23 protein-coding genes, 1 tRNA gene and 1 pseudogene are annotated in these 25319 nt (G+C 66.0%); 11 read left to right on the plus strand and 14 right to left on the minus strand.

All coding sequences use genetic code 11. The features are described from left to right. Positions 1 to 131: 131 nt before the first annotated feature. The 4 genes from def (at position 132) to D0Y53_RS04375 (ending at position 4895) form a co-directional block, all read left to right on the plus strand. Positions 132 to 650, plus strand: coding sequence for a peptide deformylase (def, locus tag D0Y53_RS04360; RefSeq protein ID WP_117201977.1), 519 nt, complete (start codon positions 132 to 134; stop codon positions 648 to 650). Positions 651 to 756: 106 nt separating this feature from the next. After that, the gene (gene fmt / locus D0Y53_RS04365) at positions 757 to 1677 is read left to right on the plus strand and encodes a methionyl-tRNA formyltransferase (protein ID WP_117202070.1); all 921 of its coding nucleotides are present in this window, start codon (positions 757 to 759) and stop codon (positions 1675 to 1677) included. Then, complete coding sequence (rsmB, locus tag D0Y53_RS04370) at positions 1674 to 2978, plus strand: 16S rRNA (cytosine(967)-C(5))-methyltransferase RsmB (protein ID WP_117201978.1); 1305 nt, start codon at positions 1674 to 1676, stop codon at positions 2976 to 2978. The genes fmt and rsmB overlap by 4 nt, the downstream gene beginning before the upstream one ends. Before the next feature lie 237 nt (positions 2979 to 3215). Further along, positions 3216 to 4895 carry an ArnT family glycosyltransferase gene (locus D0Y53_RS04375; RefSeq protein WP_117201979.1) on the plus strand — a complete coding sequence of 560 codons (1680 nt, stop codon included), beginning with the start codon at positions 3216 to 3218 and terminating at the stop codon, positions 4893 to 4895. Here D0Y53_RS04375 and D0Y53_RS04380 read toward each other — a convergent pair. From D0Y53_RS04380 to D0Y53_RS04400, 5 genes are all read right to left on the minus strand, one after another. Further along, the gene (locus D0Y53_RS04380) at positions 4892 to 5755 is read right to left on the minus strand and encodes a glycosyltransferase family 2 protein (protein WP_117201980.1); all 864 of its coding nucleotides are present in this window, start codon (positions 5753 to 5755) and stop codon (positions 4892 to 4894) included. The genes D0Y53_RS04375 and D0Y53_RS04380 overlap by 4 nt on opposite strands. A 73-nt stretch (positions 5756 to 5828) precedes the next feature. Then, the gene (locus tag D0Y53_RS04385) at positions 5829 to 6590 is read right to left on the minus strand and encodes a glycosyltransferase family 2 protein (RefSeq protein WP_158550570.1); all 762 of its coding nucleotides are present in this window, start codon (positions 6588 to 6590) and stop codon (positions 5829 to 5831) included. Further along, complete coding sequence (locus tag D0Y53_RS04390; protein ID WP_117202071.1) at positions 6587 to 8098, minus strand: PH domain-containing protein; 1512 nt, start codon at positions 8096 to 8098, stop codon at positions 6587 to 6589. Before D0Y53_RS04390 ends, D0Y53_RS04385 begins: the two co-directional genes overlap by 4 nt. Beyond that, entirely contained in the window at positions 8079 to 8588 is a 510-nt protein-coding gene (locus D0Y53_RS04395) for a PH domain-containing protein (protein WP_117201982.1), read from the minus strand. The genes D0Y53_RS04390 and D0Y53_RS04395 overlap by 20 nt, the downstream gene beginning before the upstream one ends. Before the next feature lie 16 nt (positions 8589 to 8604). Continuing rightward, a complete protein-coding gene (locus tag D0Y53_RS04400) occupies positions 8605 to 9534 on the minus strand; it encodes a lauroyl acyltransferase (RefSeq protein WP_117201983.1) in 930 nt (309 codons plus the stop codon). Positions 9535 to 9599: 65 nt separating this feature from the next. Here D0Y53_RS04400 and dtd point away from each other — a divergent pair, with 65 nt between their 5' ends. After that, positions 9600 to 10040, plus strand: coding sequence for a D-aminoacyl-tRNA deacylase (gene dtd / locus D0Y53_RS04405; RefSeq protein WP_117201984.1), 441 nt, complete (start codon positions 9600 to 9602; stop codon positions 10038 to 10040). A 114-nt stretch (positions 10041 to 10154) separates the two neighbouring features. After that, entirely contained in the window at positions 10155 to 12023 is a 1869-nt protein-coding gene (gene rpoD / locus D0Y53_RS04410; RefSeq protein ID WP_117201985.1) for an RNA polymerase sigma factor RpoD, read from the plus strand. Between the two features lie 316 nt (positions 12024 to 12339). Here rpoD and D0Y53_RS04415 read toward each other — a convergent pair whose 3' ends face one another. Then, positions 12340 to 13131 carry an NRDE family protein gene (locus D0Y53_RS04415; protein WP_117201986.1) on the minus strand — a complete coding sequence of 264 codons (792 nt, stop codon included), beginning with the start codon at positions 13129 to 13131 and terminating at the stop codon, positions 12340 to 12342. Between the two features lie 230 nt (positions 13132 to 13361). On the opposite strand from D0Y53_RS04415, the gene D0Y53_RS04420 reads away from it, so the two are divergent. The 4 genes and pseudogenes from D0Y53_RS04420 (at position 13362) to D0Y53_RS04430 (ending at position 15704) form a co-directional block, all read left to right on the plus strand. Next, positions 13362 to 13437, plus strand: a tRNA-Ile gene (locus D0Y53_RS04420). A gap of 176 nt (positions 13438 to 13613) precedes the next feature. After that, positions 13614 to 14823: pseudogene (locus tag D0Y53_RS04425) on the plus strand (tyrosine-type recombinase/integrase). Between the two features lie 6 nt (positions 14824 to 14829). Beyond that, a complete protein-coding gene (locus tag D0Y53_RS12560) occupies positions 14830 to 15219 on the plus strand; it encodes a hypothetical protein (RefSeq protein ID WP_147319001.1) in 390 nt (129 codons plus the stop codon). Between the two features lie 290 nt (positions 15220 to 15509). Further along, positions 15510 to 15704: a helix-turn-helix transcriptional regulator gene (locus tag D0Y53_RS04430; protein WP_117201987.1), complete on the plus strand. Its 195-nt coding sequence runs from the start codon at positions 15510 to 15512 to the stop codon at positions 15702 to 15704. Positions 15705 to 16289: 585 nt separating this feature from the next. Here the strand turns inward: D0Y53_RS04430 and D0Y53_RS12565 are convergent. The 8 genes from D0Y53_RS12565 to D0Y53_RS04460 form a co-directional block, all read right to left on the minus strand. Further along, positions 16290 to 16994, minus strand: coding sequence for a hypothetical protein (locus tag D0Y53_RS12565; RefSeq protein ID WP_233511643.1), 705 nt, complete (start codon positions 16992 to 16994; stop codon positions 16290 to 16292). Positions 16995 to 17054: 60 nt separating this feature from the next. After that, positions 17055 to 17555 (minus strand): hypothetical protein, encoded by a 501-nt coding sequence (locus D0Y53_RS12570; RefSeq protein WP_147319003.1) that lies wholly within the window; start codon positions 17553 to 17555, stop codon positions 17055 to 17057. 65 nt (positions 17556 to 17620) lie between these two features. Then, entirely contained in the window at positions 17621 to 18322 is a 702-nt protein-coding gene (locus D0Y53_RS12575) for a hypothetical protein (protein ID WP_147319004.1), read from the minus strand. Positions 18323 to 18714: 392 nt separating this feature from the next. After that, positions 18715 to 19569: a protein NO VEIN domain-containing protein gene (locus D0Y53_RS04440; RefSeq protein WP_117201989.1), complete on the minus strand. Its 855-nt coding sequence runs from the start codon at positions 19567 to 19569 to the stop codon at positions 18715 to 18717. Continuing rightward, positions 19562 to 21175 carry a DEAD/DEAH box helicase gene (locus D0Y53_RS04445; RefSeq protein WP_199491999.1) on the minus strand — a complete coding sequence of 538 codons (1614 nt, stop codon included), beginning with the start codon at positions 21173 to 21175 and terminating at the stop codon, positions 19562 to 19564. The genes D0Y53_RS04440 and D0Y53_RS04445 overlap by 8 nt, the downstream gene beginning before the upstream one ends. Positions 21176 to 21380: 205 nt before the next feature. Next, complete coding sequence (locus D0Y53_RS04450; protein WP_147319005.1) at positions 21381 to 22667, minus strand: hypothetical protein; 1287 nt, start codon at positions 22665 to 22667, stop codon at positions 21381 to 21383. Between the two features lie 12 nt (positions 22668 to 22679). After that, positions 22680 to 23135 (minus strand): BglII/BstYI family type II restriction endonuclease, encoded by a 456-nt coding sequence (locus tag D0Y53_RS04455; protein ID WP_117201992.1) that lies wholly within the window; start codon positions 23133 to 23135, stop codon positions 22680 to 22682. After that, positions 23132 to 24082, minus strand: a complete 951-nt coding sequence (locus D0Y53_RS04460) for a DNA-methyltransferase (RefSeq protein WP_117201993.1) — start codon at positions 24080 to 24082, stop codon at positions 23132 to 23134. Before D0Y53_RS04460 ends, D0Y53_RS04455 begins: the two co-directional genes overlap by 4 nt. Before the next feature lie 739 nt (positions 24083 to 24821). Here D0Y53_RS04460 and D0Y53_RS04465 point away from each other — a divergent pair. Continuing rightward, positions 24822 to 25235 (plus strand): VOC family protein, encoded by a 414-nt coding sequence (locus D0Y53_RS04465; RefSeq protein ID WP_117201994.1) that lies wholly within the window; start codon positions 24822 to 24824, stop codon positions 25233 to 25235. The last annotated feature ends 84 nt before the right edge of the window (positions 25236 to 25319 follow it).

Genomic DNA, 25319 nt, shown 5'->3' on the forward strand with positions numbered 1-25319 from the left:
GTACAGCCGGGCCAATATAGCCCAGAAAACACGGGCCTTGGCAAGCGTTGGGCGCTACAATCCACCCTGCGCCAGCCCCGGCGCCCGCGGATGTGACCGCCGCCCCCGTTTTCGCCGATACGCTCCCCGCCATGGCCCTGCTCCCGATCCTCGAGTTCCCCGACCCCCGGCTGCGCACCAAGGCGGCGCCGGTGGAGCCGGCGTGGCTGGCCGAGGCGGCCACCCAGCGCCTGCTCGACGACATGTTCGAGACCATGTACGCCGCCCCCGGGATCGGCCTGGCCGCCAGCCAGGTCGACGTGCACAAGCGGTTCATGGTCATAGACGTGTCGGAAGAGAAGAACCGGCCGCTGGTGTTCGTCAATCCGGTCATCACCGCGCGCAGCGGCGAGCAGGTGTTCCAGGAAGGCTGCCTCTCGGTGCCGGGCATCTTCGCCGACGTCGCCCGCGCCGAGAAGATCGCGGTGACCGCGCTCGACCGCCACGGCGCGGCGTTCGCGCTGGAGGTCGACGGCCTGCTCGCGGTCTGCATCCAGCACGAGATGGACCACCTGGACGGCAAGCTGTTCGTCGATTACCTGTCGCCGCTCAAGCGCGAGCTGGTGCGCAAGAAGCTGCTCAAGCAGCGCAAGCAGTCGGCTGCCGCCTGAGCGCCGGCGCGCACCGTCGTCGCGGCACGGGCGTCGTGCCCGCGCCATCCGGGCGCAGCGCCCCGGCCGCATCGCACGCGGACAGGCAGGAACCCTGCGCATGCCCCTGAGAATCGTCTTCGCCGGCACCCCGGAATTCGCCGTGCCCTCGCTGCGCGCCGCCGCGCAGCGCGGCGAGGTGGTCGCGGTCTATACCCAGCCCGACCGCCCGGCCGGCCGCGGCCGTGGGTTGCAGCCCTCGCCGGTCAAGCGCGAGGCGCTCGCGCGCGGGCTGCCGGTGCTGCAGCCCGAATCGCTGAAGTCGCAGCTCTCGCGCGACGCGCTGCGGGCGCTGAAGCCGGACCTGCTGGTGGTGGTCGCCTACGGCCTGCTGCTGCCGCCGAAGATCCTCGAGATTCCGGTCCACGGCTGCTGGAACGTGCACGCCTCGCTGCTGCCGCGCTGGCGCGGCGCCGCGCCGATCCAGCGCGCGATCGAAGCCGGCGACGCGGAAACCGGCGTGTGCCTGATGCAGATGGAACAAGGCCTGGACACCGGTCCGGTGCTGCTGTCGCAGCGCACCGCCATCGGCGCGGACGAAACCGCCGGCCAGTTGCACGCGCGCCTGGCCGAGCTCGGCGCGCAGACGCTGGCCGACGGTCTCGGCCTGTTGCGCGCGGGCATGAAGCCGGTGCCGCAGCCGCAGCCGGACACCGGCGTCACCTACGCGCGCAAGCTCGACAAGGCCGAGGCGAAGCTCGACTGGGCGCAGCCGGCCGCCGTCCTGGCGCGCAAGGTCCGCGCCTTCCATCCCTGGCCGGTAGCCGAGGCGCAGCTGCGCGGCGAGCGCATCCGCATCCACGCCGCGCACGTGTTGCCCTGCCGGCACGCCGCCGCGCCGGGCACGGTGCTGGCGGCCGGGCGCGCGGGCATCGATGTCGCCTGCGGCGAGGACGCCCTGCGCATCGAGGTGCTGCAGCGCGAGGGCGGCCGCGCGCTCGGCGCCGCCGATTACCTCAACGCGCGGCCGTTGCCGCCGCAGGCATGAACGCACCGGCGGGCGTCGCGGTGCGCGCGGCGGCCGCGCGCGTGCTCGATGCGGTGCTGCACCAGGGGCACTCGCTGAAAGCGGAACTGGCGGCGCAACTGCCCACCTTCGACGATCCGCGCGACCGCGCGCTGCTGGAGGCGATCGCCTTCGCCGCCCTGCGCGAGCACGCGCGCTACGGCGCGGCGCTGGCGCAATGGATGTGCAAGCCGCCGGGGCGCCGCGACGGGCCGCTGCGCGCGCTGCTGTACGCCGGCTTCGCCCAGCTCGACAGCCTGCACCTGCCGCCGCACGCGGCGCTGGCGGCCACGGTGGACGCGACGCGCGCGCTGGGCCGCATGCACCAAGCCGGACTGGTCAACGCGCTGCTGCGGCGCACGCTGCGCGAGGGCCTGCCGGCTTCCAGTGCGGCCGCGGCCTGGCCGCAATGGCTGCTGTGCCGGCTGCGCGAGGACTGGCCGGGCGAGCTGGATGCGATCGTCACCGCCAGCGCGCTGCCGGCGCCGCTGTGGCTGCGCGTCAACCGGCAGCGCGGCAGCGTCGCCGCCTGCAGCGCGCGGCTGGAAGCGAGCCGGATCCAGGCGCAGCCCGGTCCGCGCTGCCCCGACGGCCTGCGCATCGACGCGCCGGTGCCGGTGTCGGCGCTGCCCGGCTTCGCCGACGGCGCGCTGTCGGTGCAGGACGGCAGCGCGCAGTTGGTCGCCGAGGCGCTGGCGCCGGCCGCCGGCGCGCGCGTGCTGGGCGCCTGCGCCGCACCCGGCGGCAAGGCCGCGCACCTGCTCGAACGCGACCCGACGCTGCGCCTGACCGCGCTCGACATCGACTATGAGCGCCTGCAGCGGCTGCGGGCCACGTTCGCGCGCCTGGGCGTGGGCGCGCAGGCGCAACTGCACGCCGCCGATGCGACCGACGTCGGCGCGTGGTGGGACGGCGCGCCGTTCGACGCGATCCTGCTGGACGCGCCGTGCAGCGCCACCGGCATCGTCCGCCGCCAGCCCGACATCCTGCTGCATCGACGGGCCGCGGATATCGACGCGCTGTGCGCGCTGCAGGCGCGGCTGCTGGACGCGCTGTGGCCGACGCTCGCCACCGGCGGCACCCTGCTGTACGCGACCTGTTCGATCCTGCGCGCGGAGAACGACGCCCAGGTCGCCGCATTCCTGGCGCGCACGCCGGACGCGCAGTTGCAGCCGCTGGATGCGCGTTTCGGCCGCGACAGCGGCCACGGCCACCAGCGCCTGCCGGGCGAAGACGGCATGGACGGCTTTTTCTACGCGCGGCTGGTGAAACGCGCGCCGTGAACCGGACACCCCGGATCTGAGGCGGAAGCCGGAACTTCGAAGTCCGGAAGTTCGAGGTCCAGAAGTTCGAAGTCCAGAAGTCCGGAAGTCCCCGCCGCCGCGGGAGCGCTCGGCCCGGGCCCGCAAGCACGACGGCCATCGAGCCGCGGCAGCGACGCCGGGAGCAGGGCTGTCATCGCCCGACTGCTGCATTTCGTCTAACGTTCCCTCCTCTTGCGTTCCCCGCCCCGTCCCCGCATGCGCCTGTCCCCCCGCTCCCGCGACACCTGGCTGTTCTGGTTCCTCGCCTTGCTGGTGCTCGGCGCCGGCCTGGGCCTGCGCGATCCGTGGCCGGCCGACGAACCGCGCTTCGCGCTGGTGGCCAGGCAGATGGTCGAAAGCGGCGACTGGCTGTTCCCGCATCGCGGCAGCGAGTTGTATTCGGACAAGCCGCCGCTGTTCATGTGGCTGCAGGCGGCGGCATACACGCTGACCGGCCACTGGCGCGTCGCCTTCCTGCTGCCGTCGCTGCTGGCGGCGCTGGGTACGCTGTGGTGCGTGGCCGACCTCGGCCGGCGGCTGTGGACGCGGCGCGTGGGCGTCTACGCCGGCTGGGCGCTGCTGCTGGCCCTGCAGTTCACCTACCAGGCCAAGCGCGCGCAGATCGATCCGCTGGTGGTGTTCTGGATCACCCTGGCCAACTACGGGTTCCTGCGCTTCCTGCTGCGCACGCGCGCCGATCCGTCGCCGGACTGGACGTTCTGGATGCTGGGCTGGTTCGCCGCCGGCCTGGGCACGATCACCAAGGGCGTCGGCGTGCTCGCGCTGACAATGCTGCTGCCGGCGGCGTACGCGGCGTGGCATGGCTGGCGTGGCCTGCGCTTTCCGGCGCGCGACGCGCGCTTCTGGCTCGGCCCGCTTGCGTTTTTCGTGGCGGTCGCGCTGTGGCTGCTGCCGATGGCCGTGGCCGCGTTGTCGCAGCCCGATCCCGCCTACCGCGCCTACCTCGACGACCTGCTGCTGCGGCAGACCGCCAAGCGTTACGCCGACTCCTGGGACCACGGCCAGCCGCCCTGGTATTTCCTCGGGGTGATGGCGACGATGTGGTTGCCGACGCTGCTGGCGTTGCCGTGGGCGCTGCCGGCGTGGAAACGTCGCCTGCAACGGCGCGATCCGCGCTACCTGCTGCCGCTGGGCTGGTGGCTGCTGGTGCTGCTGTTCTTCACCATTCCGGCGGGCAAGCGCGACATGTACATCCTGCCGGCGTTGCCGATGGTGTGCCTGGCGCTGGCGCCGTTGCTGCCCGGCATCGTGCGCAAGGCGGGCGCGCAGCGGCTGGCGCTGGCGTTCGGCGCGGTGTTGGCGTCGACGCTGCTGGCGGCCGGGCTGGCGATGCTCGCCGGCGAGCCGGGCTTCGAGCGCCGGCTGATCGTGGAGCGCGGCGTGTCGGCGGCCGAAGTGCAGGCCGGCGCTTGGCTGCTGCTGGCAATGGGCGGCTGGGGCGCGGGCAGTCTGCTGTGGTGCGGCCGCCGGCGCGCGATCGCCGGCCTGCTGTCGCTGCTGATCGGCCTGTGGGTGCTGTACGGGCTGGTCGGGTATCCGCTGCTCAACAACTCCAGCTCTGCGCGCGGACTGATGCGCGAGGCCGGTGCGCACATCGGCCCGGATGCGGAACTGGGGCTGGTGGCGTGGAAGGAGCAGAACCTGCTGATGGCCGACCGCCCGGCGGCCACTTTCGGCTTCCGGGTGGAGCCGGCCGAGCAGTGGCGTCGCGGCATCGCCTGGCAGAGGCAGGCGCCGGCGCGGCGCTGGCTGCTGGTGCAGGACAGCGCCCTGGCCGCGTGCGTGGACCGCTCGCAGGCGCGGCAGCTGAGCGTTTCCAACCGCCGCGGCTGGTGGCTGCTGCCGGCGGCGGCGACCGCGGGCTGCGACGACTAGTAGACGTTTGGCGCGGCAGCCGGATCCGCGCGCAGGTCGGGTGCCGGACGGCGCGCGAATTCGGCGAGGTGAGCGCTGATGCCGAGGTCGCAGCGGGTGCGGTGCGAGGTCCGCGTCTGCGCCAGATAGACGTCGTTCGGACTCGCGCCGTTGCTGTGGCGTTCCCGGTGGTGCAGGTGGAACGCCAGGCCCGACAACCGCAGTTGCCGGCAGGCGAGGCCCGCGTGCCAGGCGCGCAGCGCCAGTTCGTCGTCCTCCCGGCCCCAGCCGTGCATGCGCTCGTCGAAACCGTTGAGGCGCAGCAGGTCCTCGCGCCACCAGCCCTGGTTGCAGCTCTTGATCATGCGCGGCCGGCCGTCGCGCAGCTGCAGGTAGGCGCGGGACAGCAGCGGCAGCCGCACGGTGTGGCGGCGCCGCACCAGGCCGCTGTTGAAGAACGCGGGGCGCAGCCAGGGCTGCTGCAGCATCCTGGCACTGAACGCCGCGGAGACCAGCGCGCGCGACCCCTGCACGAAACTGCCGCGGCGGGCGGCGGCGAGGTGGTCGGCGACGAACCGCGGATGCAGCACCATGTCGCCGTCCAGCAGCAGCACGTAGTCGCCGCCGGCGGCGCCGATCGCCAGATTGCGCACGCGCGCCGCGCGGAAGCCGCGATCCTCCTGCCAGACATGCCGCAGCGCGCACGGAAACCCCGCGGCGAGGCGGCGGACCAGCGCGCCGGTGTCGGGGCCGGACCCGTCGTCGGCGACGATCACCTCGTCGGGGAGCCGGGTCTGGCGACGCGCGCTGTCCAGGACCACGGCCAGCGCCTGCGGCCAGTTGTAGGTGGTGACGATCAGGCTGAGGCTGGCGGGCGGCACGGGAGCGGGCGGCTGGGGGCGCGCAATCCTAGAGGGGGACAGCGCTGTCGCGGCCGGGCCTGCCGTCGTTCGTTCAGCCGCGCAACAGCTTGTATTTCAAGAACACATAGCGTGTGTGCAGGGCGTGAAAGCGACGCGCCATCGGGCCGTCGAGGAAGCCGCCGCGCAGCAGGTAGTTCTTCAGCCAGTAGGCGGCCGCGTGCAGCGGCGCCGCCAGCGCGCCGGCGCGCTGGCCGGCGGCGCGGCGCTGTTGCGCCCACAGCTGCGCGTAGCGCTGCAGCTTGTCCGCGTATTCGGCGAACGAGCGCGCGGTGTCGTGCTCGATCCGCGCCGGGACCGCCGCCACGCGGCGGCCGGCCAAGTCGAGTTTCTCGTGCACCTCGGCGGGTAGGTAGCGCAGGTCCGGACGGAACAGGCGCTCGACCGGCTCCCGGCCCCAGCCGCCGTGCTGCAGCGGCGTACCGAGGAAATGCGTGCGCCGCTGCAGGCGCCAGACGTCGGCGCGCTCGACCGCGCCGCCGGCGAACAGCGTGCGCAACGTCGAGCCGGCGGCGGCGTCCAGCCATTCGTCGGCATCCAGCAGCAATACCCAGGGCTGCGTCGCGCGCGCGATCGCGGCGTTCTTCTGCGCCGCGAAGCCGAGCCACGGCTGCTGTTCGACCCGCGCGCCGGCGGCGCGGGCGACGGCGACGGTGTCGTCGCCGGATCCGGAGTCGAGCACGATCACCTCGCGGCACAGCGCGGCCAGGCTGGCGACGCAGCGACCGATGCGGTCGCCTTCGTCCTTGGCGATCACCACGCCGGAGAGCGGCAACTTGTCCGCCACCGCGCTCACCAGCGCAGCCTGCGGCGCGCGACCGCGTGGCCGAGTTGCGCCAGCAGCGCGGTCGCCTGCGCCAGCGGCAGGTAGCGCAGCCGCAGCGGCGGCGCCAGTGCGCCGGCGCCGGCGGTGTCCAGCCACAGCGTGGCCATGCCGCAGCGGCGGTCCAGCGGCGACTGCGTGAGCTGCAGCGCCTGCAGCTTGTCGATCTCGGCGAAACGCCAGTGCCGCGACCACCAGCCCTCGCGCCACGCCACCAGGGTGGCGTCGCAGGCGTAGCCGGCGCGGCGCGCGCGCTGGCGCGCCGCCAGCAGGGTCCACGGCAGCCACGCCAGCGCCAGCCAGCCCCAGGCGCCGAAGCGCCAGCCCAGCGCCGCGCCCGCCAGCAGCGCCAGTACCGTGCCCGGCAGGCACAGCCGCAGCCATGCGTGCGGATGCAGCGGCTGCCAGTCCGGCGGCGGCCACTGCGCGTGCGGCAGCAGGTGCCGGACCAGGGCGTCGCAGGCGGCTGGCGGCGCGATCGGCGCCAGTTCGCGCAATGCGCGCGGCTGGCCGTTGGCCTCCGCCACCGCGGTGTCGATCTGCAGGCTGCGGCGCCGCAGCCAGCGCTGCAGCAGGCTCTCGCGCAGGGTCCAAGCCTGGATCCGCCGCCGCGAGGTGCTGGTGCGCAGCCGCGTCAGCAGCCCGCGCTCCACCGTCAGCCGGCGGCCGTGCTCGTCCAGCCGGAAGCCGGAATACTGCAGCAGCGCCAGCGCCACCGAGAACAGCCGCAACAGCAGCACGAACGCCAGCAGCAGGCTGGCGGCGGCGACCGCATAGGTCCAGTCGCTCTGGCCGTGCGCCAGCGCCCAGCCCAGTGCGCGCTCGCTCCAGCCCTGGAACAGGCCCGACAGCAGCCGCGGGTTGAACTGCGACAGCGCGGCCACGCCGCCGCCGAGCACGATCAGGCCGCGGTTGGACACCAGCCCCAGGCGCAGCACCTCCGCCAGCGGCAGCCGCAGCAGAGTGTGGCCGGCCTCGGCGACGGCGTCTCCACTCGCGGCCGCAGCGCCCGCGCGCCGCCGCACCAGCGCCTCCAGCGCCAGCGCGTCGGCCAGCCGCAGCACCCGCATCTGCGCCTCGGGCTTCTGCCCGCCGGCCGATTCCAGCCGCACCTCGGCCACGCCGAACAGCCGGTGCAGCAGGTTCTGGTGCAGGGCGACGTTGTGGATCCGCGCGAACGGGATCTGCCGCAGGCTGCGCTGCAGCACGCCGCTGCGCACCACCAGGCTGTCGTGCCCGATCCGGTAGCGGTAGGTGAAGTATTGCCACAGCGAGCCCAGCGCCAGCACGCCGACGCCGACCAGCGCCCACCACTGGCCGGCGTCGTCCTCGCCGCCGCGGCCGAACAGCAGCAGCGCCAGCAGCGGCACGATGAACTGCTTGAGCTGCTGGATCAGCACGAACAGCCACGACAGCGGATGCAGCCGGCGCTCGGGCGCTTCGCCGGCGTGCGTCGCGGGCTCAGGCGGGGGCGTCGTCATCGTCGTCCTCGTCGCGCTGCCGCGCCAGGCGGTCGCGCAGGCGCTCGGCATCGGCCGCGTCCAGGCAAGGCACCGCCACCGCGCTGTGGCGGGTGCCGGCGGTGTGGATCACCAGCGTCGCCAGGCCGTAGCGGCGCTGCAGCGGGCCGCGGCGCAGGTCCAGGTGCTGCACCCGCGACTGCGGCACCCGCGTTTCCGCGCGCCACAGGCGGCCGCGGCGCAGGCTGAAACCGTCCGCGTCCAGGCGCCAGTGGGTGTAGCGCCACGCGCGGTCGCCGCGCCAGACTCCGAAGGCGGCGCCGAGCAGCGCGCCGGCCAGCGCGTAGCGGCCGGGGCCGGCCAGGTCCAGCGCGCCGGCCAGCAGCAGCGGCACCAGCGCCGCCGGCAGCGCGAACCCCAGCCCGCCGAGCAGGAACAGCGCGCGGGCGCGCCGCGGCAGCGGCTGCCAGCCGTCGGCATCGTGGTCGGCTGCGGGCAGGGCAGCGTTCATCGGGCAAGGGCCGGCATCAGTGCCGCTCCAGGTCGCGGTAGGGGTTGGCCTCGCCGCTGTCCGGCGGGCGCAGGGTGTAACGCTTGTAGGTCCACTGGTATTGCGCCGGGTCGCGGTGGGCGATGCGTTCGATCGCGGCATTGAGCGCGCGCGCGCCGACCGCCGGATCCGCCGCCGCGACCTCCGCCGGCGCGGCTTCCAGATGCAGCGCGAACGCCGGCGCGGCCCCCCGCACCGGCGGCTGGCGCTCGCAGTAGGCCAGCAGCACCGTCGCCCCGGTGCGCGCGGCCAGCCGCGGCAGCAGGGTCATGGTCAGCGCCGGCAGGCCGAAGAACGGCACGAACGCGCCCTCGCCGGCCTTGGGCTGCTGGTCGGGCAGGATCCCGACCACGCCGCCGTGCTGCAGCCGCTTCAACAGCTGCCGCACCGCCGGACCGTCCGCCCGCACCTGGGCGACGCGGCCGCCGTCGTCGGCGCGGACCCGTTGCAGGAACGCCTCGCCGATCGCCGATTCCGGCGGCCGGTACAGGATCGCCAGCGGGGTGCGCGCGGCCAGCCACTGGTTGAGCAGCTCCCAGTTGCCGTAGTGCGGCGCGGCGACGATCACGCCGCGGCCGCGGGCCAGCGCCTGGTCCAGCAGCGCCGTGCCGTGGGCGCTGCGGATCAGGGCCAGGTTGTCGGCCTGCGGCCGGGTCCACAAGCGCAGCGTTTCCAGCGCCTGGCACGCGGTGGTGCGCAGGATCGCGCGCAGCAGTGCGTCGCGGGCCGCGGCGTCGAGCTGCGGCCAGGCCAGGGCCAGGTTGCGCCGCGCCACCCTCGCCTCGCGCGCGTCCAGCCGCCGCCACAGCCGGGCCATGCCCGCGCCGAGGCGGTCCAGCCACGGCCACGGCAACCGCCCGAGCGCTGCGGCGAGCAGGTACAGCAGGCGGGCGGCGAAGGCGGTCACGCGGGCAGTCTAGCGGCTGCATGTTCAGGTTGACCGGCGCCCGCGCGCGGCGCCAGCATCCGCCCATGCTTGCCTTGATCCAGCGCGTCACCCAGGCCCGGGTGGAGGTCGACGGCGCCTGCGTCGGCGCGATCGGCCCCGGCCTGCTGGCGCTGGTGGGGGTGCAGCCGGGCGACGGCGCGGCCCAGGTGGCGCGGATGGCGCAGCGGCTGCTGGGCTACCGCGTGTTCGCCGACGCCCAGGGGCGGATGAACCGCTCCCTGGCCGACACCGGCGGCGGGCTGCTGCTGGTCAGCCAGTTCACCCTGGCCGCGGACACGGCCTCGGGGCTGCGCCCGGGCTTCAGCACCGCCGCGGCGCCGGCCGAGGCTGAACGGATCTTCGCGCAACTGCTGCAAACCTGCCGCGACCGCCACCCGCCGGGGGTGGAAAGCGGCCGCTTCGGGGCCCATATGCTGGTCAGCCTGGTCAATGACGGCCCGGTCACGTTCCTGCTGCGCGCCTGAGGCGTCGCGGGGGACGGGGTTTTGGCGGTGCCATGGCGGCCGTCGAAGCCGGATCCCGGCACTGCGCAGTATAATGCACGGTTCTCTTCACCCCTTTTCCCGGTGGCACGCCTCATGGCCAACGAACGTCCGGCCCCGCAGTCCGACATCAAGCAGCTGATCAGCAAGGGCCTGGAACAGGGTTACCTGACCTACGCCGAAGTCAACGACCACCTGCCCGACGACATGGTCGATCCGGAGCAGATCGAAGACATCATCGGCATGATCAACGGCATGGGCATCGAGGTGCACGAGATCGCGCCCGACGCCGAGACCCTGCTGCTGGCCGGCACCTCCGGCAGCGGCCGCGAGGTCGACGACACCGCCGCCGAGGAAGCCGCCGCCACCCTGTCGGCGCTGGACGCCGAGGGCGGCCGCACCACCGACCCGGTGCGCATGTACATGCGCGAGATGGGCACGGTGGAGCTGCTTACCCGCGAGGGCGAAATCGCCATCGCCAAGCGCATCGAGGAAGGCCTCAACCAGATGCTGTCCTCGCTGGCCAGCTTCCCGTGGTCGATCAACCTGCTGCTGGAGGACTACGAGCAGCACAAGGCCGGCAAGAAACGCCTGGCCGAGATCGTGGTCGGCTTCAACGACGGTCTCGACGAGGAGCCCGAGCCGGCCCCGGCGCCGGCGCCGGCTGTCAGCGCCAAGGACGACGAGGAGGGCGACGAGGACGACGAGGACGACACCGCCACCGACGAGGCCGAGGAAGCCGGCCCCACCGGCCCGGACCCGGTCGAAGTCGCGCGGCGCATGGACGAGCTCGGCGCGCTGTACGCCAAGTTCACCCGCGCCTACGCCAAGCACGGCCCCAGCGCCAAGCCCGCGCTGAAGCTGCGCGAGGACATGGCCGCGCTGTTCATGACCTTGAAGCTGCCGCTGCCGCTGGTCGACACCCTGGTGCGCGGACTGCGCGAGGTGCTGGGCGAGATCAAGGACCACGAGCGCCGCATCCTGGAGCTGTCCACGCGCGTGGCCAAGATGCCGCGCAAGGACTTCATCCGCGCCTGGGAAGGCAACCAGACCAACCTGCACTGGGTCGACGACGTCCTCAAGCGCAAGCAGAAGTGGTCCAGCGGCCTGCGCGAGGTCAAGGACCAGATCATCGCCGAGCAGGAGGCCACCATCGCCCTGGAGAAGTCGATGATGGTGACCCTGGCCGAGACCAAGGAGATCAGCCGCGCGATGGCCTACGGCGAGGCCAAGGCGCGCAAGGCCAAGAAGGAAATGGTCGAGGCCAACTTGCGCCTGGTGATCTCCATCGCCAAGAAGTACACCAACCGCGGCCTGCAGTTCCTCGACCTGATCCAGGAAGGCAACATCGGCCTGATGAAGGCGGTGGACAAGTTCGAATACCGCCGCGGCTACAAGTTCTCGACCTACGCCACCTGGTGGATCCGCCAGGCGATCACCCGCTCGATCGCCGACCAGGCGCGCACCATCCGCATCCCGGTGCACATGATCGAGACGATCAACAAGCTCAACCGCATCTCCCGCCAGATGCTGCAGCAGTTCGGCCGCGAGGCCACGCCCGAGGAGCTGGCCAAGGAAATGGACATGCCCGAGGACAAGATCCGCAAGGTGATGAAGATCGCCAAGGAGCCGATCTCCATGGAGACCCCGATCGGCGACGACGAGGATTCGCACCTGGGCGACTTCATCGAGGACACCAACGTCGAGTCGCCGATCGACGCGACCACCAACACCAACCTGATGGAGACGGTGCGCGACGTGCTCGCCGGCCTGACCCCGCGCGAGGCCAAGGTGCTGCGCATGCGCTTCGGCATCGACATGAACACCGACCACACCCTGGAAGAGGTCGGCAAGCAGTTCGACGTCACCCGCGAGCGCATCCGCCAGATAGAGGCCAAGGCCCTGCGCAAGCTGCGCCATCCCAGCCGCTCGGAGCAGCTGCGCAGTTTCCTCGACATCGAGTAAGCGCGCTTCCTTCTTCGCGCTTGCGGAGGAGGATGAGAGCCGACCAGTCGCAGAGAAAAGCCCCGCCATGTGCGGGGCTTTTTCTTCGGGATCACGAAGCCAACGCGGGATCACGAAGCCAACGCGGGGTCACGAAGCCAACGCGGGGTCGCGAAGCCAACGCGGGGTCGCGAAGCCAGCGCGGAGCCACGGAAGCCAACGCGGCACCCCGGACCTGTTTTCCTTCTCCCCGCGCGCGGGGAGAAGGTGCCCGCAGGGCGGATGAGGGGCCGACAGGGGATCCGCGGTCGGGTCCGCCAGACCCGTGCAACGGGCGTTACCGCGACGCGATCCGCGGCAACCACGCATCGCTTTGGCCCAGCACCTGCGCCGCGGCTCCGAAGCGACGTTCGACGAAGCGGATGCCATCGGCCTGCACCAGCACCACCGTGCTGCAGCGCGTGCCGTAGCGCGGATCGCGCACGAACGGCGGCGACAGCGTGCGCTCCAGCGCCAGCCCGATGCCGGTGTCGGGCAGCGCCGCGTCCGGCGCCGGCGTGGTGTCGGCCAGCGCGTCCAGCAACGGCGCGACATCCGCCGCGCGTGCGTCGGCGGGCAGGCCGTTCTCCAGCCATCGCGCCAGCGCCTGGCTGGCGCGGGTGCTCTTGGGCCACGGCGCATCGAAAGCGCCGTTGGACACCGCGTGCAGCCCCGGCGCCACCGGATGGCGTGCGAAGCGCGGATGGTTGCCGGCGAACGCCAGGCAGGCGCCGCCCCACAACACCAGGTTGAACGGCCCGTAATCGCCGGCTGCGGGCGCGATCGCGTCGAGCCAGGCATCGACGTCGTCGGCACCGCTCACGAACCCGCGCACCAGCGCCCCGCGCGAGCGCGGATGCGCCGCGCCCAGCGGCCGCACCCGCACGTTGGTCACCGCCGCCAGCCGCCCGCGCCGGGACGCCATCAGCCAGCCGCCGCCCTGCGCCAGATCGCGCCCGCCATGCACATCCGGATATTGCGGATCGGGCCCGGCCGGCGCGGCGGCGCGCGCGTGCAGCTCGTCGCGGTTGGCGATCAGCACCAGCGGATAGGCGGGATGGCAGTCGAGGGCGAGGGCGATCAGGCACATGCGGATTCGGCGATCGGCGATCGGCGACGCGCACGGCGCGCCCGATCCGGCGGGGCAACATGACAGGCTCGGCCCACTGTACTGCGGGAAGGCGCGCAGGCGGGCAAACACGGATGGCAACGGCGGCGGCCGCGCGCATGGCGCCACGTGCGGGGCCGAGGCCGGTGCGGCTGCACTCCGCAAGCCCGGCGCGTGCGCGGCTTTTGCGTGCGCCATAATCCCCCACACACGGGCCTATAGCTCAATGGTTAGAGCAGAGGACTCATAATCCTTTGGTTCCAGGTTCGAGTCCTGGTGGGCCCACCAAATCAGACTTCCGAGCAGTCCAGCAACATCCAGTGGGCTATGCGAATCCCACAAAACAAGCCGTTCCATGGCTGATGGCGTCTGACCGCGTCCGATTGAATCCGGATGCGCCTGGGGGCAACATAGGGGGCAACTCCGAAATGAGGTGGGGCGTTGCCCCCAATGAAGTTGCCCCCATGCCATTGACCGACGCAGCGATTCGCAAAGCGAAGCCCGCAGAGAAGACTCAACGACTGTTCGATGGCGGCGGTCTTTATCTGGAGATCGGCCGACTGGTGGCAAATGGTGGCGATGGAAATATCGCTACGCGGGTAAAGAAAAGCGCCCTCACTTGGCGTCTATCCAAATACCAGCTTGGCCGATGCGCGCGCTCGCCACGCTGACGCACGCAGACTGTTGTCATCGGGCATTGATCCCAGCGGAAAGCGCAAGGCGGAAAAGGCCGCCGCGGCAGAGACGAGCGCAAATACGTTTGATGCAGTGGCGAATGAATTGCTGCGCCTTCGTGCGCGCAAGGTTGCGGCAGGAACGGCGAAACGTGAACGAAATCTCTTGGACAATTATCTGACCCCCTACATCGGAGGTCAGCCAGTTGCAGAGATCACAGCGCCAACTCTATTGGCCGCGCTACGCAAGCCCGAATCATCCGGCAAGGTCGAGACTGCTCACCGCGCGCGTGCTCTGGCATCTATGGTTTTCTTGTACGCCGTGCGAACTGGACGGGCAGAGCGAAACCCGGCCGCCGATTTGAGAGGCGCGCTAGAGTCGAGAAACAAAGTTCACCTTGCCAGCATTACCGACCCGGCGGAAGTTGGACCTTTGCTGCGTGCGCTGTGGGGTTACGAGGGCTCGCCCGTTACGTTGGCTGCCCTCAAACTTGGACCGATGTTGTTTGCGCGCCCAGGAGAGTTGCGGGCGGCGCGTTGGAATGACATCGATTTGGACGCTGCCGAGTGGCGTTACACGGCAAGCAAGACTCGCCAGCCGCACCTAGTGCCCCTGGCGTCGCAAGCGGCAAACGTCTTGCGCGAAATACAACCGCTAACCGGACGAGGAGAGTTCGTTTTTCCGGGAGTACGGGGTCGCAATCGTCCGATGAGCGAAAACACGATCAACGAGGCATTGCGACGATTGGGCTTCGATTCGAACACGATGACGGGTCACGGTTTTCGAGCGATGGCACGAACCATCTTGGACGAGGTGCTGAATTTCCGGCCTGACTATATTGAGCACCAGTTGGCACATGCGGTGAGGGATCCAAACGGCCGCGCATACAATCGCACCGCCCCCTTGGCCGAACGCCGAAAGATGATGCAGGCCTGGGCGGATTATCTCGACGTCCTGCGCATCGGCAGCAACGTAGTCGCGATGCATCGCCGGAGCTGATGATCGATGACGACGAAATCTAGTCGCGACGTGGTTGAGGAATATCGCCGGGAGCTGATTGAAGAGGCCGATAGCCGGCCGATCACTGAGAGTTGGGAAGATTATCCCCCCTTTGGCAAGCCTCGCCAAAATGCGTTGTCCGACTTAGAACACGCGTGGCGTGCGATCGCTGCCGGCGCGGGTGCACCAATGCTTCCGGTCCTGAGTGAGTTTCGACGCTTTCAAATGGAAGAGCTCGGCGACCATCCGCTGGCTGCGATGTCCGTGTTTGTGGATGCGGGGCACTACCCGCCCCCAGAGTTGCTACTGGCTGTCCTTCGTATGTATCGAACCTATCTCGAGGCGGAAGGGCAGTCTGACGATGGAGGAGTGTTTTTTTGGCAAGCCCAAACCTAAGTCCGGAAACTACGCGGCGCGATGTGCGCGCAGATTCAAGGAGCTGGAGTGGACGATCCGCGTGGCGGTGAGTAGCGAAGATGCTGGAGGCGATATACATGCCGCTGAGGAAATCGTTGAGCGCGACGGGCTACGGATCGACCCAGAAACGGTGCTGCGCGCTGTGAACAAGCATTCCTCGAGGGTCAAGCCGGAAAAATAAAGCCGTTCTTCTTCCTGTTATCGGCTCTGCCCATGTGAAGAATTCCATATCCGAAGCCGTCCACTTTGGCACGGCAGAGGATTAAGCCTTGCAGCACCGTCTACTTCCTGAAACAGGCTTCCTGCGACTGCCGCAGGTGTTGTCTCTTTACCCAGTATCCAAGTCCACCTGGTGGGCCGGCGTAAAAGCTGGGCGTTATCCCGCTCCTGTGAAACTTGGCGAACGCTGCACAGCATGGCGTGCCGAAGATGTTCGGGCCCTCATTGATGGGGCATCGGCATGACGACGCACCCGGATTTCCGAAGCGCTGGCGACTCACCCAAAGGTTCACAGCGGGCATCTACCCTGCACGGCGCAACGTATGCAAGCGGTACGAACGCGGAACTGTTGTTGCGTCGTCTCGACGGTGTGAGCCGCAGTGGCAATGGATGGCGCGCGCGGTGTCCGGCTTGTGGTGGACGCTCGCAAAAACTGAGCGTGACCGAGGTCGACGGTCGCGTACTGGTCCATTGTTTCGCCTGTGGCGACGCAAATGCGGTCTTCGCTGCGCTGGGGCTCACTTGGGCAGACCTGCACCCGCCGCGTGCGTGGCCGGAATCCTTGGAGCAACGGCGAGCACGCCGGCGCGCCATGCAGGAAGTAGGCTGGGGTGCTGCGCTTACCGATGGTCACGGCCAGTCCGAAATTGGCACAACGCCCTGGGCCGCTTTGCGATTCAGTTCGAGAATCGAATCAGATAAGTGCGAACGAATTATTCTGGGCAGATGCTCAGTTCGCCGGCCGCCTATCGCCAAAAATGCCCAGCACGCGAACGAGGGCAGGCAGTCAATTGCCCAATCCCCAGGAAGCGGTCCGGTCGAATGAAGCGCTAAGTGGCGTCAGGAGATTGGCTAACAGTGCGGTCAATCAGAGCGTTCGTCTCGCTATGCAACAACTCCATGATGTCGCGGACCGAGTCGATCGCGCGATCAACGTAGGTCTCATCAATCACAACCTCTGATCCACTCAAGTAGACCCCATGAATTTTGCCGAGCGCTGAGACTTGTTCTTGTGTTAGCAGGAGCACGTCTCCGCTGTGATGCACCAGGGCGTTGCGTACAGCCAAAAGGTCCTTGATTGGGCGCCACAGGTCAGCTGGAATCTCGAAACCTGCGTATCTTTCCAGGAAGATTCTACGAGCGCTCCAAGGATCGCCTTTGAGATCGGAAGGCTTAAAAATTGCTTGCTCCCCCAAGACGTGGCTAAGCCTATCGCACTCACGTTTCATGGCTCCCTCAAGGAGAGAAGCAAGAAAAATGACATGCGACGAGCGCATTCGCTTGCGGTAATAGTCCGTCGCGAGAATGCCAGAGTCGTTGATATCTTCAGAACCTAGTGCCACCTGTTGCTGCACGTAGCGTTGCTCTTCCCCGTCCATCAACGCCCAAGTGCCTTCAGTCTCGGTCTTGAACCATCGAAACAGATCGAGCTCGTAAGTCTCAAGCGAATGACTGTTCTTTAGCCCAGCAAGAAAGTGCTGACGCATTGCAAGCTTGAGATAGTCGGGTACCGGTCCGAGGGGCATGGTCGTCAAATGTGGGGTCGTGAGCGAGTTTTCGCGGACGGAACAGTTCGGTGCGGCAGGGGCGCTAAGTTACTGCTCCACCGCTCCGAGCGAAAATGGAGCCCATGTGTCAGCAGGCAGATCGCGCTCCTTTCCTATTGGTGATATCGATTTATGCGGAAGGAATTGAGCGCCACGCGACGAGAACACATGGAATTGGACCAGCAAGCTCCCTGCCCGGTCAGCGACATTTTCGAAGAATAGATTTGGGATGCCAATCCTGAGCAGTTGTACTTGTCCCGGCTTTAGCACTACCGGCACGTCAGGCGTCGAAATCTCGGGAATTAAGGCTGGGCCTGGCCCATCGATGTCGAGGGTCATCTCGCGTATGAGCAGCTCCAGCGTTCCAGTGTTGGACAATGCGAAATCAAACATGCAGTCATCCAAGGAGCCTGGTTCTGGAGTTGAAACAGCAGCAATGCATCCAATGAGAGAGGACTTCTTTCGCAAGAACGTCAAATAAAGAGTGGCAATCGAAACCAGCAGAGCTAGCGAAGCCAAAATTGTCGCCGCGATGTCGCCATTGTCCATGCGTATCGAAGTCCTGAATTGAGCCGAGCCATGAACATTTCTCGGCTTGAATGAGTCGTGATCCCTCAACCAAAATCAATCATTATGTCGATGGCAACTTTGTAAGCAGCCAAAGATATCCCCAAAATCTCATCTTCCTCTTCGCTCCCCTCGCAAACTAGCGCGACTGGGACACCGTCGCTGTTGATGATGGGAGCACCGCTACATCCTTTGAAATACTTATGGCCTGGATGCTTAAACGGTAGTTTGAAGACGATGTAGTCGCCGCTGAACCGAAGGAACGATAGCCCTTCATAAATTCGGATCTCGCCGGAGAGGTACGTTTGGCCAAAGTGCTCTTCTTGGGCTGGAAGGACCATGCCACAGAAGCCGAATCTATCTTTAGGGTCGGGCATCTCGGTGAGGCTCACCGCGTGGACCGTAATCGGAGCTTCGGCCCTTACCTTGGTTGGAGCTTCGATCTCTTGTCTGTACGCAACGGTGCCTTGCGGCAACTCAACGTACGAGAAATCGACATCCTTCAGCTTCGGTGACGAAAGCGTCGCCTTGGCGAGAAAGTTCATGGCGCCTAGCTGGCGTAGCTGGGTGCCCTTTTGGGGCACATAACGGAGCTGTAGCGCCCAGTTCCCCTGATCTCCAGTTGCATGGGAAACGGTGAGCAAAATGCGCTTGTCGCGATAGTCCACAAGGCAGGCTGAAGCAATTCCATTGGGTAAGGAGTCTTCGCCCAAGCGAACAAGTGGTGCGCTCGATAGGAACAGGCTCATTTGACCAGGGGTGCTCATTGGAAACGAATTCTCCAAACATGATCTGGATGAGGGCTCCGCGGCGGCTTCTCCATCAATGCGCCTATCGCGCTACTGCCGTTCTCTCACGCAAGCTCCCATGGAAGGTCGCGCCTTCCATGCACTGCCTTAAGTTTGCCAGTCTTGCGAAGTACGGTCGCGGCCCAACGGGCGTCGTATTGCCACGTGTATAGCAACGTTCCCGAGCCCCTAAGGTCTGACTCGTAGTTGTGCCAGATGTACTTCGCGACGTCGCTAGGCCAAGCCTTACCTCCTAGCGATCGAAGGGCAACCAGCACCCACTCCTTCATATCCTCCCGAGTCGCCATCAGCCGTCCTCATAGATCGTTTTAATCGCCAAGATGCAATGTGGATCAAGTCAATTCTGCGAAGTGGTCGGCGAACGCGCTGAACGGAACGCAGGCGTTTTCCCATCGGCCACTGCCGAGGTCTCTTGGCACGTGCGCAGCCACGCTCTCCAGGTCCAAAACGGCCAATCGAGGAGCCGCAACACTTAGGTCCCACAGGTGCATACGAAAGTGCAAGAACGACGCAGCTGATTCCCACTCGTTTCGCGTCAGGTAAAACGATCCCCGGAGCCCAAGTCGACTAGCCTTGACCTCGATGCACATGGGCGCGCGATTCTCTGCGGTGAGACTGGACAGCACGTCGTATCCGTCTTCATTGCTATCTAAGGCAACCCATCGCGGGGTGCGCCCGGTTCGCGTCTCCTCAAATCCAAGAGTCAAGCGTTCTCCGGCGCGACCGATTTCGTTCAGTCGAACGTCGTGAAGGCCGCGCGCACGTGCAGCGAGAGAGTCCCAGAAGGCTACTACTTCAGGGGTAGACGCATCTGCTAGACCGGCTTCCTGACAAATCTGAGCGATTTCAGGGGGCGCGTACTGTAGTACTCGACGCCGGCCAAACCTGGCGTTCTGAACCCAAGGGGGGTCGGTGGCCGCAACGAGATCCACCAATGCTTCGCGAAGGCGCTCTTCGGTGCGTGGCATGGTGCTGACCGCCAGCCCGCGCAAAGTGGGAGCGAGCAACCCTACGTCGTTGACCTCGGTCCACCCTAACAACACTGAGCAATCCGTCACCCTCTTTGCACTGACCACGCCGAGCTTGCCGAGCGTCCGAGCGGCGGTCACCGGCATAGGCGTCTCGCCAAGCAAGCGGAGAAGCTCGAAGCAGCCGTAGGCCACACCAGGCGAGAGCGACTCACTCACTGGGTGCCCCGCTCAAATCGCGAAGAAGCGCCTGTACGTCGTCGGCGTCCATGCCGCCCCCAGACCAATCGTCATCTTCATCGACAGCTTCGGGATCCATAGGGATGGGATCAATCTGCAGGCTGGTGTCATTGAGGACGGCCGCCATCGCGTCGATCTTGGCTTTGAGGCGCCTCTGTACGGTTTCGTCCACGCTTCCGCTGCATCCCACAATCTCAATTGTTGTGGCCTGATCCGGCGGAAGGCCCAACCTATGAATTCGATCCATTGATTGCAGGAAGTGGGCCGCGTTGAATGTCCGATCCAAGTAAAGCGCGTGGTGGCAGACGGTATGGAGGCTCACGCCTTCGCTAGCCGCTGCAGGGTTGGCCACCATTACTCGGACATTCTCATCGTCATGAAACAGCTTGATCTTGCCTTCGCGCGTGCCATCGTCGTCTTCATCGCCGGCATCGACGCCGCCATGGATGTACACAGCGCCCAGGTCTTGAAGTGAATCGGCGATGTATTCCACGTTGTGCCGGAACGACGACCAAATCAGCACCTTCTCCCCCTTGCGCGCAAGCTCGCGCGCCCGGTGGAGGACATAGTTCATCTTGGGACCCTTGCCTTCCGCCAACACAGCGGACAGCAGTCCAGGCTTGGCGAAATCGATCTCGCGGGACAACAAAGCCGGATGGGACACGAACATCAACAAACGTGTGACCGAACGACCGAGAGATCGAAATGCCTGGCGCCCGCGATCGCTCAAGTACGCTGTGGCTTGCCGCGCCACTTCGCTCTTCATGTACCGATAGAGCTCCAACTGCAGGGGACTCATCGGCACGGTTTTGCGTAAATGCGTGACAGGGGGCAGGCCTAATTCGCGCTTGTTTGTACGAACATAGATCGGCCGCATCCGTTCCACGACGTTATCGGAATTCGCCGGAATCTCGGGGTACAAAAATGAGAACTGGGGCAGAAGGTCATCGCGAGATTGCGGCATGGGCGTGCCCGACATAACCAGCTTGCCCACCGGAAACTGAGACACACTCAGGACGGCCTGAGCTGTCTTCCGAGACGGCCCGGCTTTAATCCTGTGACTCTCATCCAGGAAAACATGAACACGGTGGCGCGCAAGGTGCGGGGTAATGAGATCGCGCGATATGGCGACCTGCTGATACGACATCAGCATGAACGGCGGATCATCGTTCAATGCTTTCGCAATGTTGCTGCCCCGCAGGCGGACAAATGCATCGCTGGTATTCGGGAAGCACTCCTGCAACTGCTCGTCCCAGGCGGCAAACGCGTTCTTGGGCGCAATGACTAGCAAGCGGTCGCCGGGCTGCCGCCTGTAGGCGAAAGTGGCCAAAGCTTCGGTGGTTTTGCCCGCCCCAGGCACTGAGAACGTTGCGCCGGCCGGCAGCGCTGCCAGTACTCGCACATTTCGGACTTGGTGTGATTTGAGGGTGCGCCCAAATCCAGCGGCCTGGAGCCGAGCCAGTAGGCCCTGCTCGTCCACCTGCTGGCCAGCAATGGCGTCCTTGTAGAAATTTGTGTTTCGGGCGGACTGGCGAAGCAGTTCGGCCGCCGGTGCATCGATCAGAAAGTCTTGATCAGCCCGCATTTGAAAGGACTGCATTAGTTGGCCAACTTGGGCCCGCAACCCAACGAAACTCCACCAGGGCAAGCTGACCGCGTTCCCCCCCTCTCCCTGCGAATCCGCGGAGGCGGTCGCGAACAGCGCTCGAGCCAACGGCAGCCAAGGCCGATCTACATCGGCGTCATCCCATGAGATGACTGCACGTTGATCAGCCGCGCGATATCCGATCCTAAGCATTCCGGACCGCCAACCAATTGCGGATAATTTGGAGCGCCGCCTCGATGCTCTTAATCTGCTCTTCGGCGCCAGCGGTCGTAGAGTCGTCCCTCATTCCATCGGACACCGCTGCTTGGAGCTTGGTGTTTGCATCGGTCAGCTGTTTGAGAAGGTACCCCGCGTTATTGCGCTCCTTCTGAAGCTCGTTCTCGGTTTCGATAACGTCGACAACGAGCTCGCGGACCTTGTCTGAGTTTTCGGGCTTCACAATCTCAGCGGCCAGTGCAAAGGACACGTCTGGCACGGACCCCGGCACGTCTCCACCGAACAACTCTTGCGTCAGCGGATCGGGTGTTGTTGGCGAAACGGGGAACGCAGCGGCCAGTTTGGTCTTAACCTTGGCCAAGTGCTCCTGAATCTTTGGGATGGCGCTATACAACCGCTCGCCGGCCTTGCCGGGCTGGTCAATCAACGTAAACGCCGTATTCTTCAACAGCGTCTGCTCGCCCACCGACGTGCTCTTGCGCGCGGCCTTGTAGAGCTGCTTGAACGCTTCTTCGGCGGCTTGAACGTCGGACCATTGGTGTTGACGACCGCGACTTTTGAGATAGGCATCGGCCATTTCCAACATCGACCGCGCCTGCTCGACTTCGGCCTTTGTCATGCCATACAAATCGGCCAACTCGGGATCAGTAAAGCCATGCAGCTTTTGTCGGTGCTGCATCATGATGGCCCGCGCTTCCCAGCTATATCCGGCGCGAATGTCCTTCTTGATCTGGAGATTGGCCTCAATCTTGTCAATTTCCTTGTCATCGCAGTGGGGCAGCACCACGACATCAATGTGCGAGAAGTGCGGATAGTCGCCGGGTTCGTTGTAGTACAAGCTCCGCCAGCAAGACAGGCGCCGGTTTCCGTTCACCACGAAGCCGTTCTCATCCAGGATGATCGGCTCCACCTGCTTATTGGTCTTGTCCTTAAAGAACGCGAGTAGACCGGCTTCTTTTACGAGCTTCAGCAGCAGCTCGTGCTGCGTCTCCTGAACTACGTCCAGTTCTGGATCCGATTCGAAGTAGGTGCTTTCCTGGCCCGAGTGATCTGCCAGCCACTGCTCTTGAAGCGAAGCGGTGCGGCCATTGGCAAGCCGATACTTGGGCAGCTCGATCGGAACCTTAAATTTGACGAGTTCCATCTTCTCGCCCTTGACCTCCATCGCAAACGTGGCGGTCGGAACGGCAGGCTTCGACGAAGCGAGCTCCTTGAGTCGCATTTCAAACGGAAAGCCAAAGCGCGGGTTCGTCATACGGCCTCAGGATTAGTCAATCGCCAGCACAATTAGCGGCATGTGGATTACGGCACGGAAGATTTCCAACTCGCTTTGCAATCGGTTTGCGTGAGCAATGTTGTCTCCCAGGCACTTGGCTGCAGTGCGCGTAGGCACAACCATCACCCCCGCCTTGATTGCCTTGTTGAGGAACATCTGTTGCAGCTTTAGCAGGTCGGCATACAAGCGGGCCATGTTTCCTGTTTGAAGGCACAGACCGATACTGTTCTTGGAGCTGGTGATCGTGATCTTAGAGTCCCGAGCAAGTTTCACCTTGCCCGACCAGCCGTGCTTCACCAGCCCGGCCACAATGGTGCTCCCTATCTCGCGCGCCTTGCCGCGCGCGGGAGTGATGGAGCAGGAATGAATTGCGCGCTCAATCTCGTGGCGCGACGCTGTTGGCACCGCGGCCAATCCGCCGCAGTGGTCATAGACAGTGAAGTTCACGCGGCTTCGGCCTCTTCATCCTCAGACAGCACGACCTGCGACAATTTGCTCTTGGTGTGGTCATAGAGTTCTTTGTCGTGCGGACGGTACTTTGCGGTGCCAGCTAACGCCGCGTCGATTCGCTCCTTGGCTTGTCTCGCGTAGTTCGCAATCAGCTCGCACCCCAGAAAATTACGACCGTGCAACGCGGCGGCAACACCAGAGGATCCCACGCCAGCAAACGGATCGAAGACCAGCTGACCGGGCTTTGTCATGGACAGGACAAGCCGCTCAATCAAGCCCACCGGGAACTGGCACGGGTGATCGGTCTTTTCGATATGGTTGGCTTTGACGTTTGGAATTCCCCACACGTCCTCGGGATTTTTCCCCAACGGATTGCCAGAAAGCTTGCCCCTCTTCGGGCCCTTGAAATGACGCTTGCCCGGATACTTGGCGGGAATGCGCACAGCGTCTAGGTCAAACTGATAGTCATCGGATTTCGAGTACCACATGATCACTTCGTAGCGCCCAGAGAACCGGCGCTTGTTGTGCAAGCCGTGCCCAAAGTGCCAAATAATGCGGTTGCGCAACTTAAGGCCGTGCTTCTTGAAGATGTAAGCCATTTCGATATCGAGCGGCACAATCATCCCGTTATCGACAAAGTTCCCCACTTGCCAGCAGATTGAGCCAGTCTCTTTCAAGCGCGGAATGATCAAATCGAGGATTCGCTCCTGCCATTTGAGGTAGTCCTCCAGCGCGCCCTTCTTTTCGTAAGACTTGCCAATGTTGTATGGCGGCGACGAGACAACGAGATCGAAAATGGGTTGAGCTGGGAGGGCAGAGAGCAGAGCTTCTGCATCGCCTTGCCAAATCGCGTGATCCAGGTCAGCAACGGTCTTGAGCGCCTCCTTGGCCTTGACGACATGGGCAGTGGGTGCGGTTGGAAGAGCATTACGCTTCGGGCTCATGACGGCTCTATTAGTTGCATTTCAATTCCGGGGCCTGATCTTCCAACAGTCCGAGAGAAAGATCCAGGCCGATGCCTGATCGCCGTTGGGGGCGGCCAGGGAAGCATTGGTCCCTGGATGTTCCACCAATCCCGACGAAAGATCTAGGCCCGGCGCCGACCGTCCCCCAGCGGGCAGTGGCGGCAGCCTCCGACTAGATGACACCGGCGGTTCTCACCGTATGAGAGGTTCAGCGTGGCCCAACAAAGAAAGCGCGCGTCTCGCCCTGAAGTTGTCTACGAACAATAGAGGCTAGCCGGCCTCTTATGGGGGCAACTCTGGGGGCAACTTGGCTGACGCTGGAGCCGAAACCCCAGCTAGAGCAATGCGTTGCGGATAATATTTGGTAGGTGGTGGGCCCACCAACTCGGCGAGGGGGCGCGCGCTATCGCCTCGGTAGCAGGCGGCGATGCGGATCGTGCTCACGGATGCCGGCGGCGTCCATGGAGCTCCTTCCGGCGGCAGCTGGTGGGAACAAGCCGACCCGGGAGGTTCAACCGCTGTCGCATGGTCTCAACAGCTTCATCGATGTCCGGGGGCATCGCCTGACCGATCGCAAGGGCACGCCGCCGCAACAGTGCGACGTGCCTCGGACCTGCCGCGAGCGGCCGTCGTGCCATCACGTCATCCGCCCCCTTGAGGATGTCGAATGGCGCCCCGCCCACGCGCCGCGTTGGTGCACACCCGAAGGACCCCTGCCATGCCCCGCATGATCTTCGTCAACCTCCCGGTCGCCGACCTTCCCGCTTCGGCGGCCTTCTACACGGCCCTGGGCTTCGAGAACAATCCGCGGTTCACCGACGACACCGCCGCGTGCATGGTCTGGAGCGAGGCGATCAGCGTGATGCTGCTCACCCACGAAAAGTGGCGCACTTTCACCAGCCGCCCGATCCCGCCGCCGACGGCGAGCGAGGTGCTGCTGGCGATTTCACTGGACAGCCGCGCGGCGGTCGATGCGATGAACGCGGCGGCGGCGGCGCACGGCGGCAACGCCGACATCAATCCGATGCAGGATCTGGGCTTCATGTACAACCGCAACCTGGCCGATCCCGACGGCCACGTCTGGGAAGCGATGTGGATGGACCCGGCGGCGATGTCCGCGGCGGCGGGCTGACGCAGCGCGCAGTCCGGCGCCGGGTATCGACCGGCGACAACCGGCCGTCACGAAAAACCTGGGTCGGAAAACCCGGGGAAAACC

It is taken from the genome of Cognatiluteimonas weifangensis (assembly GCF_003416885.1).
In the GTDB taxonomy this organism is placed as follows: domain Bacteria; phylum Pseudomonadota; class Gammaproteobacteria; order Xanthomonadales; family Xanthomonadaceae; genus Cognatiluteimonas; species Cognatiluteimonas weifangensis.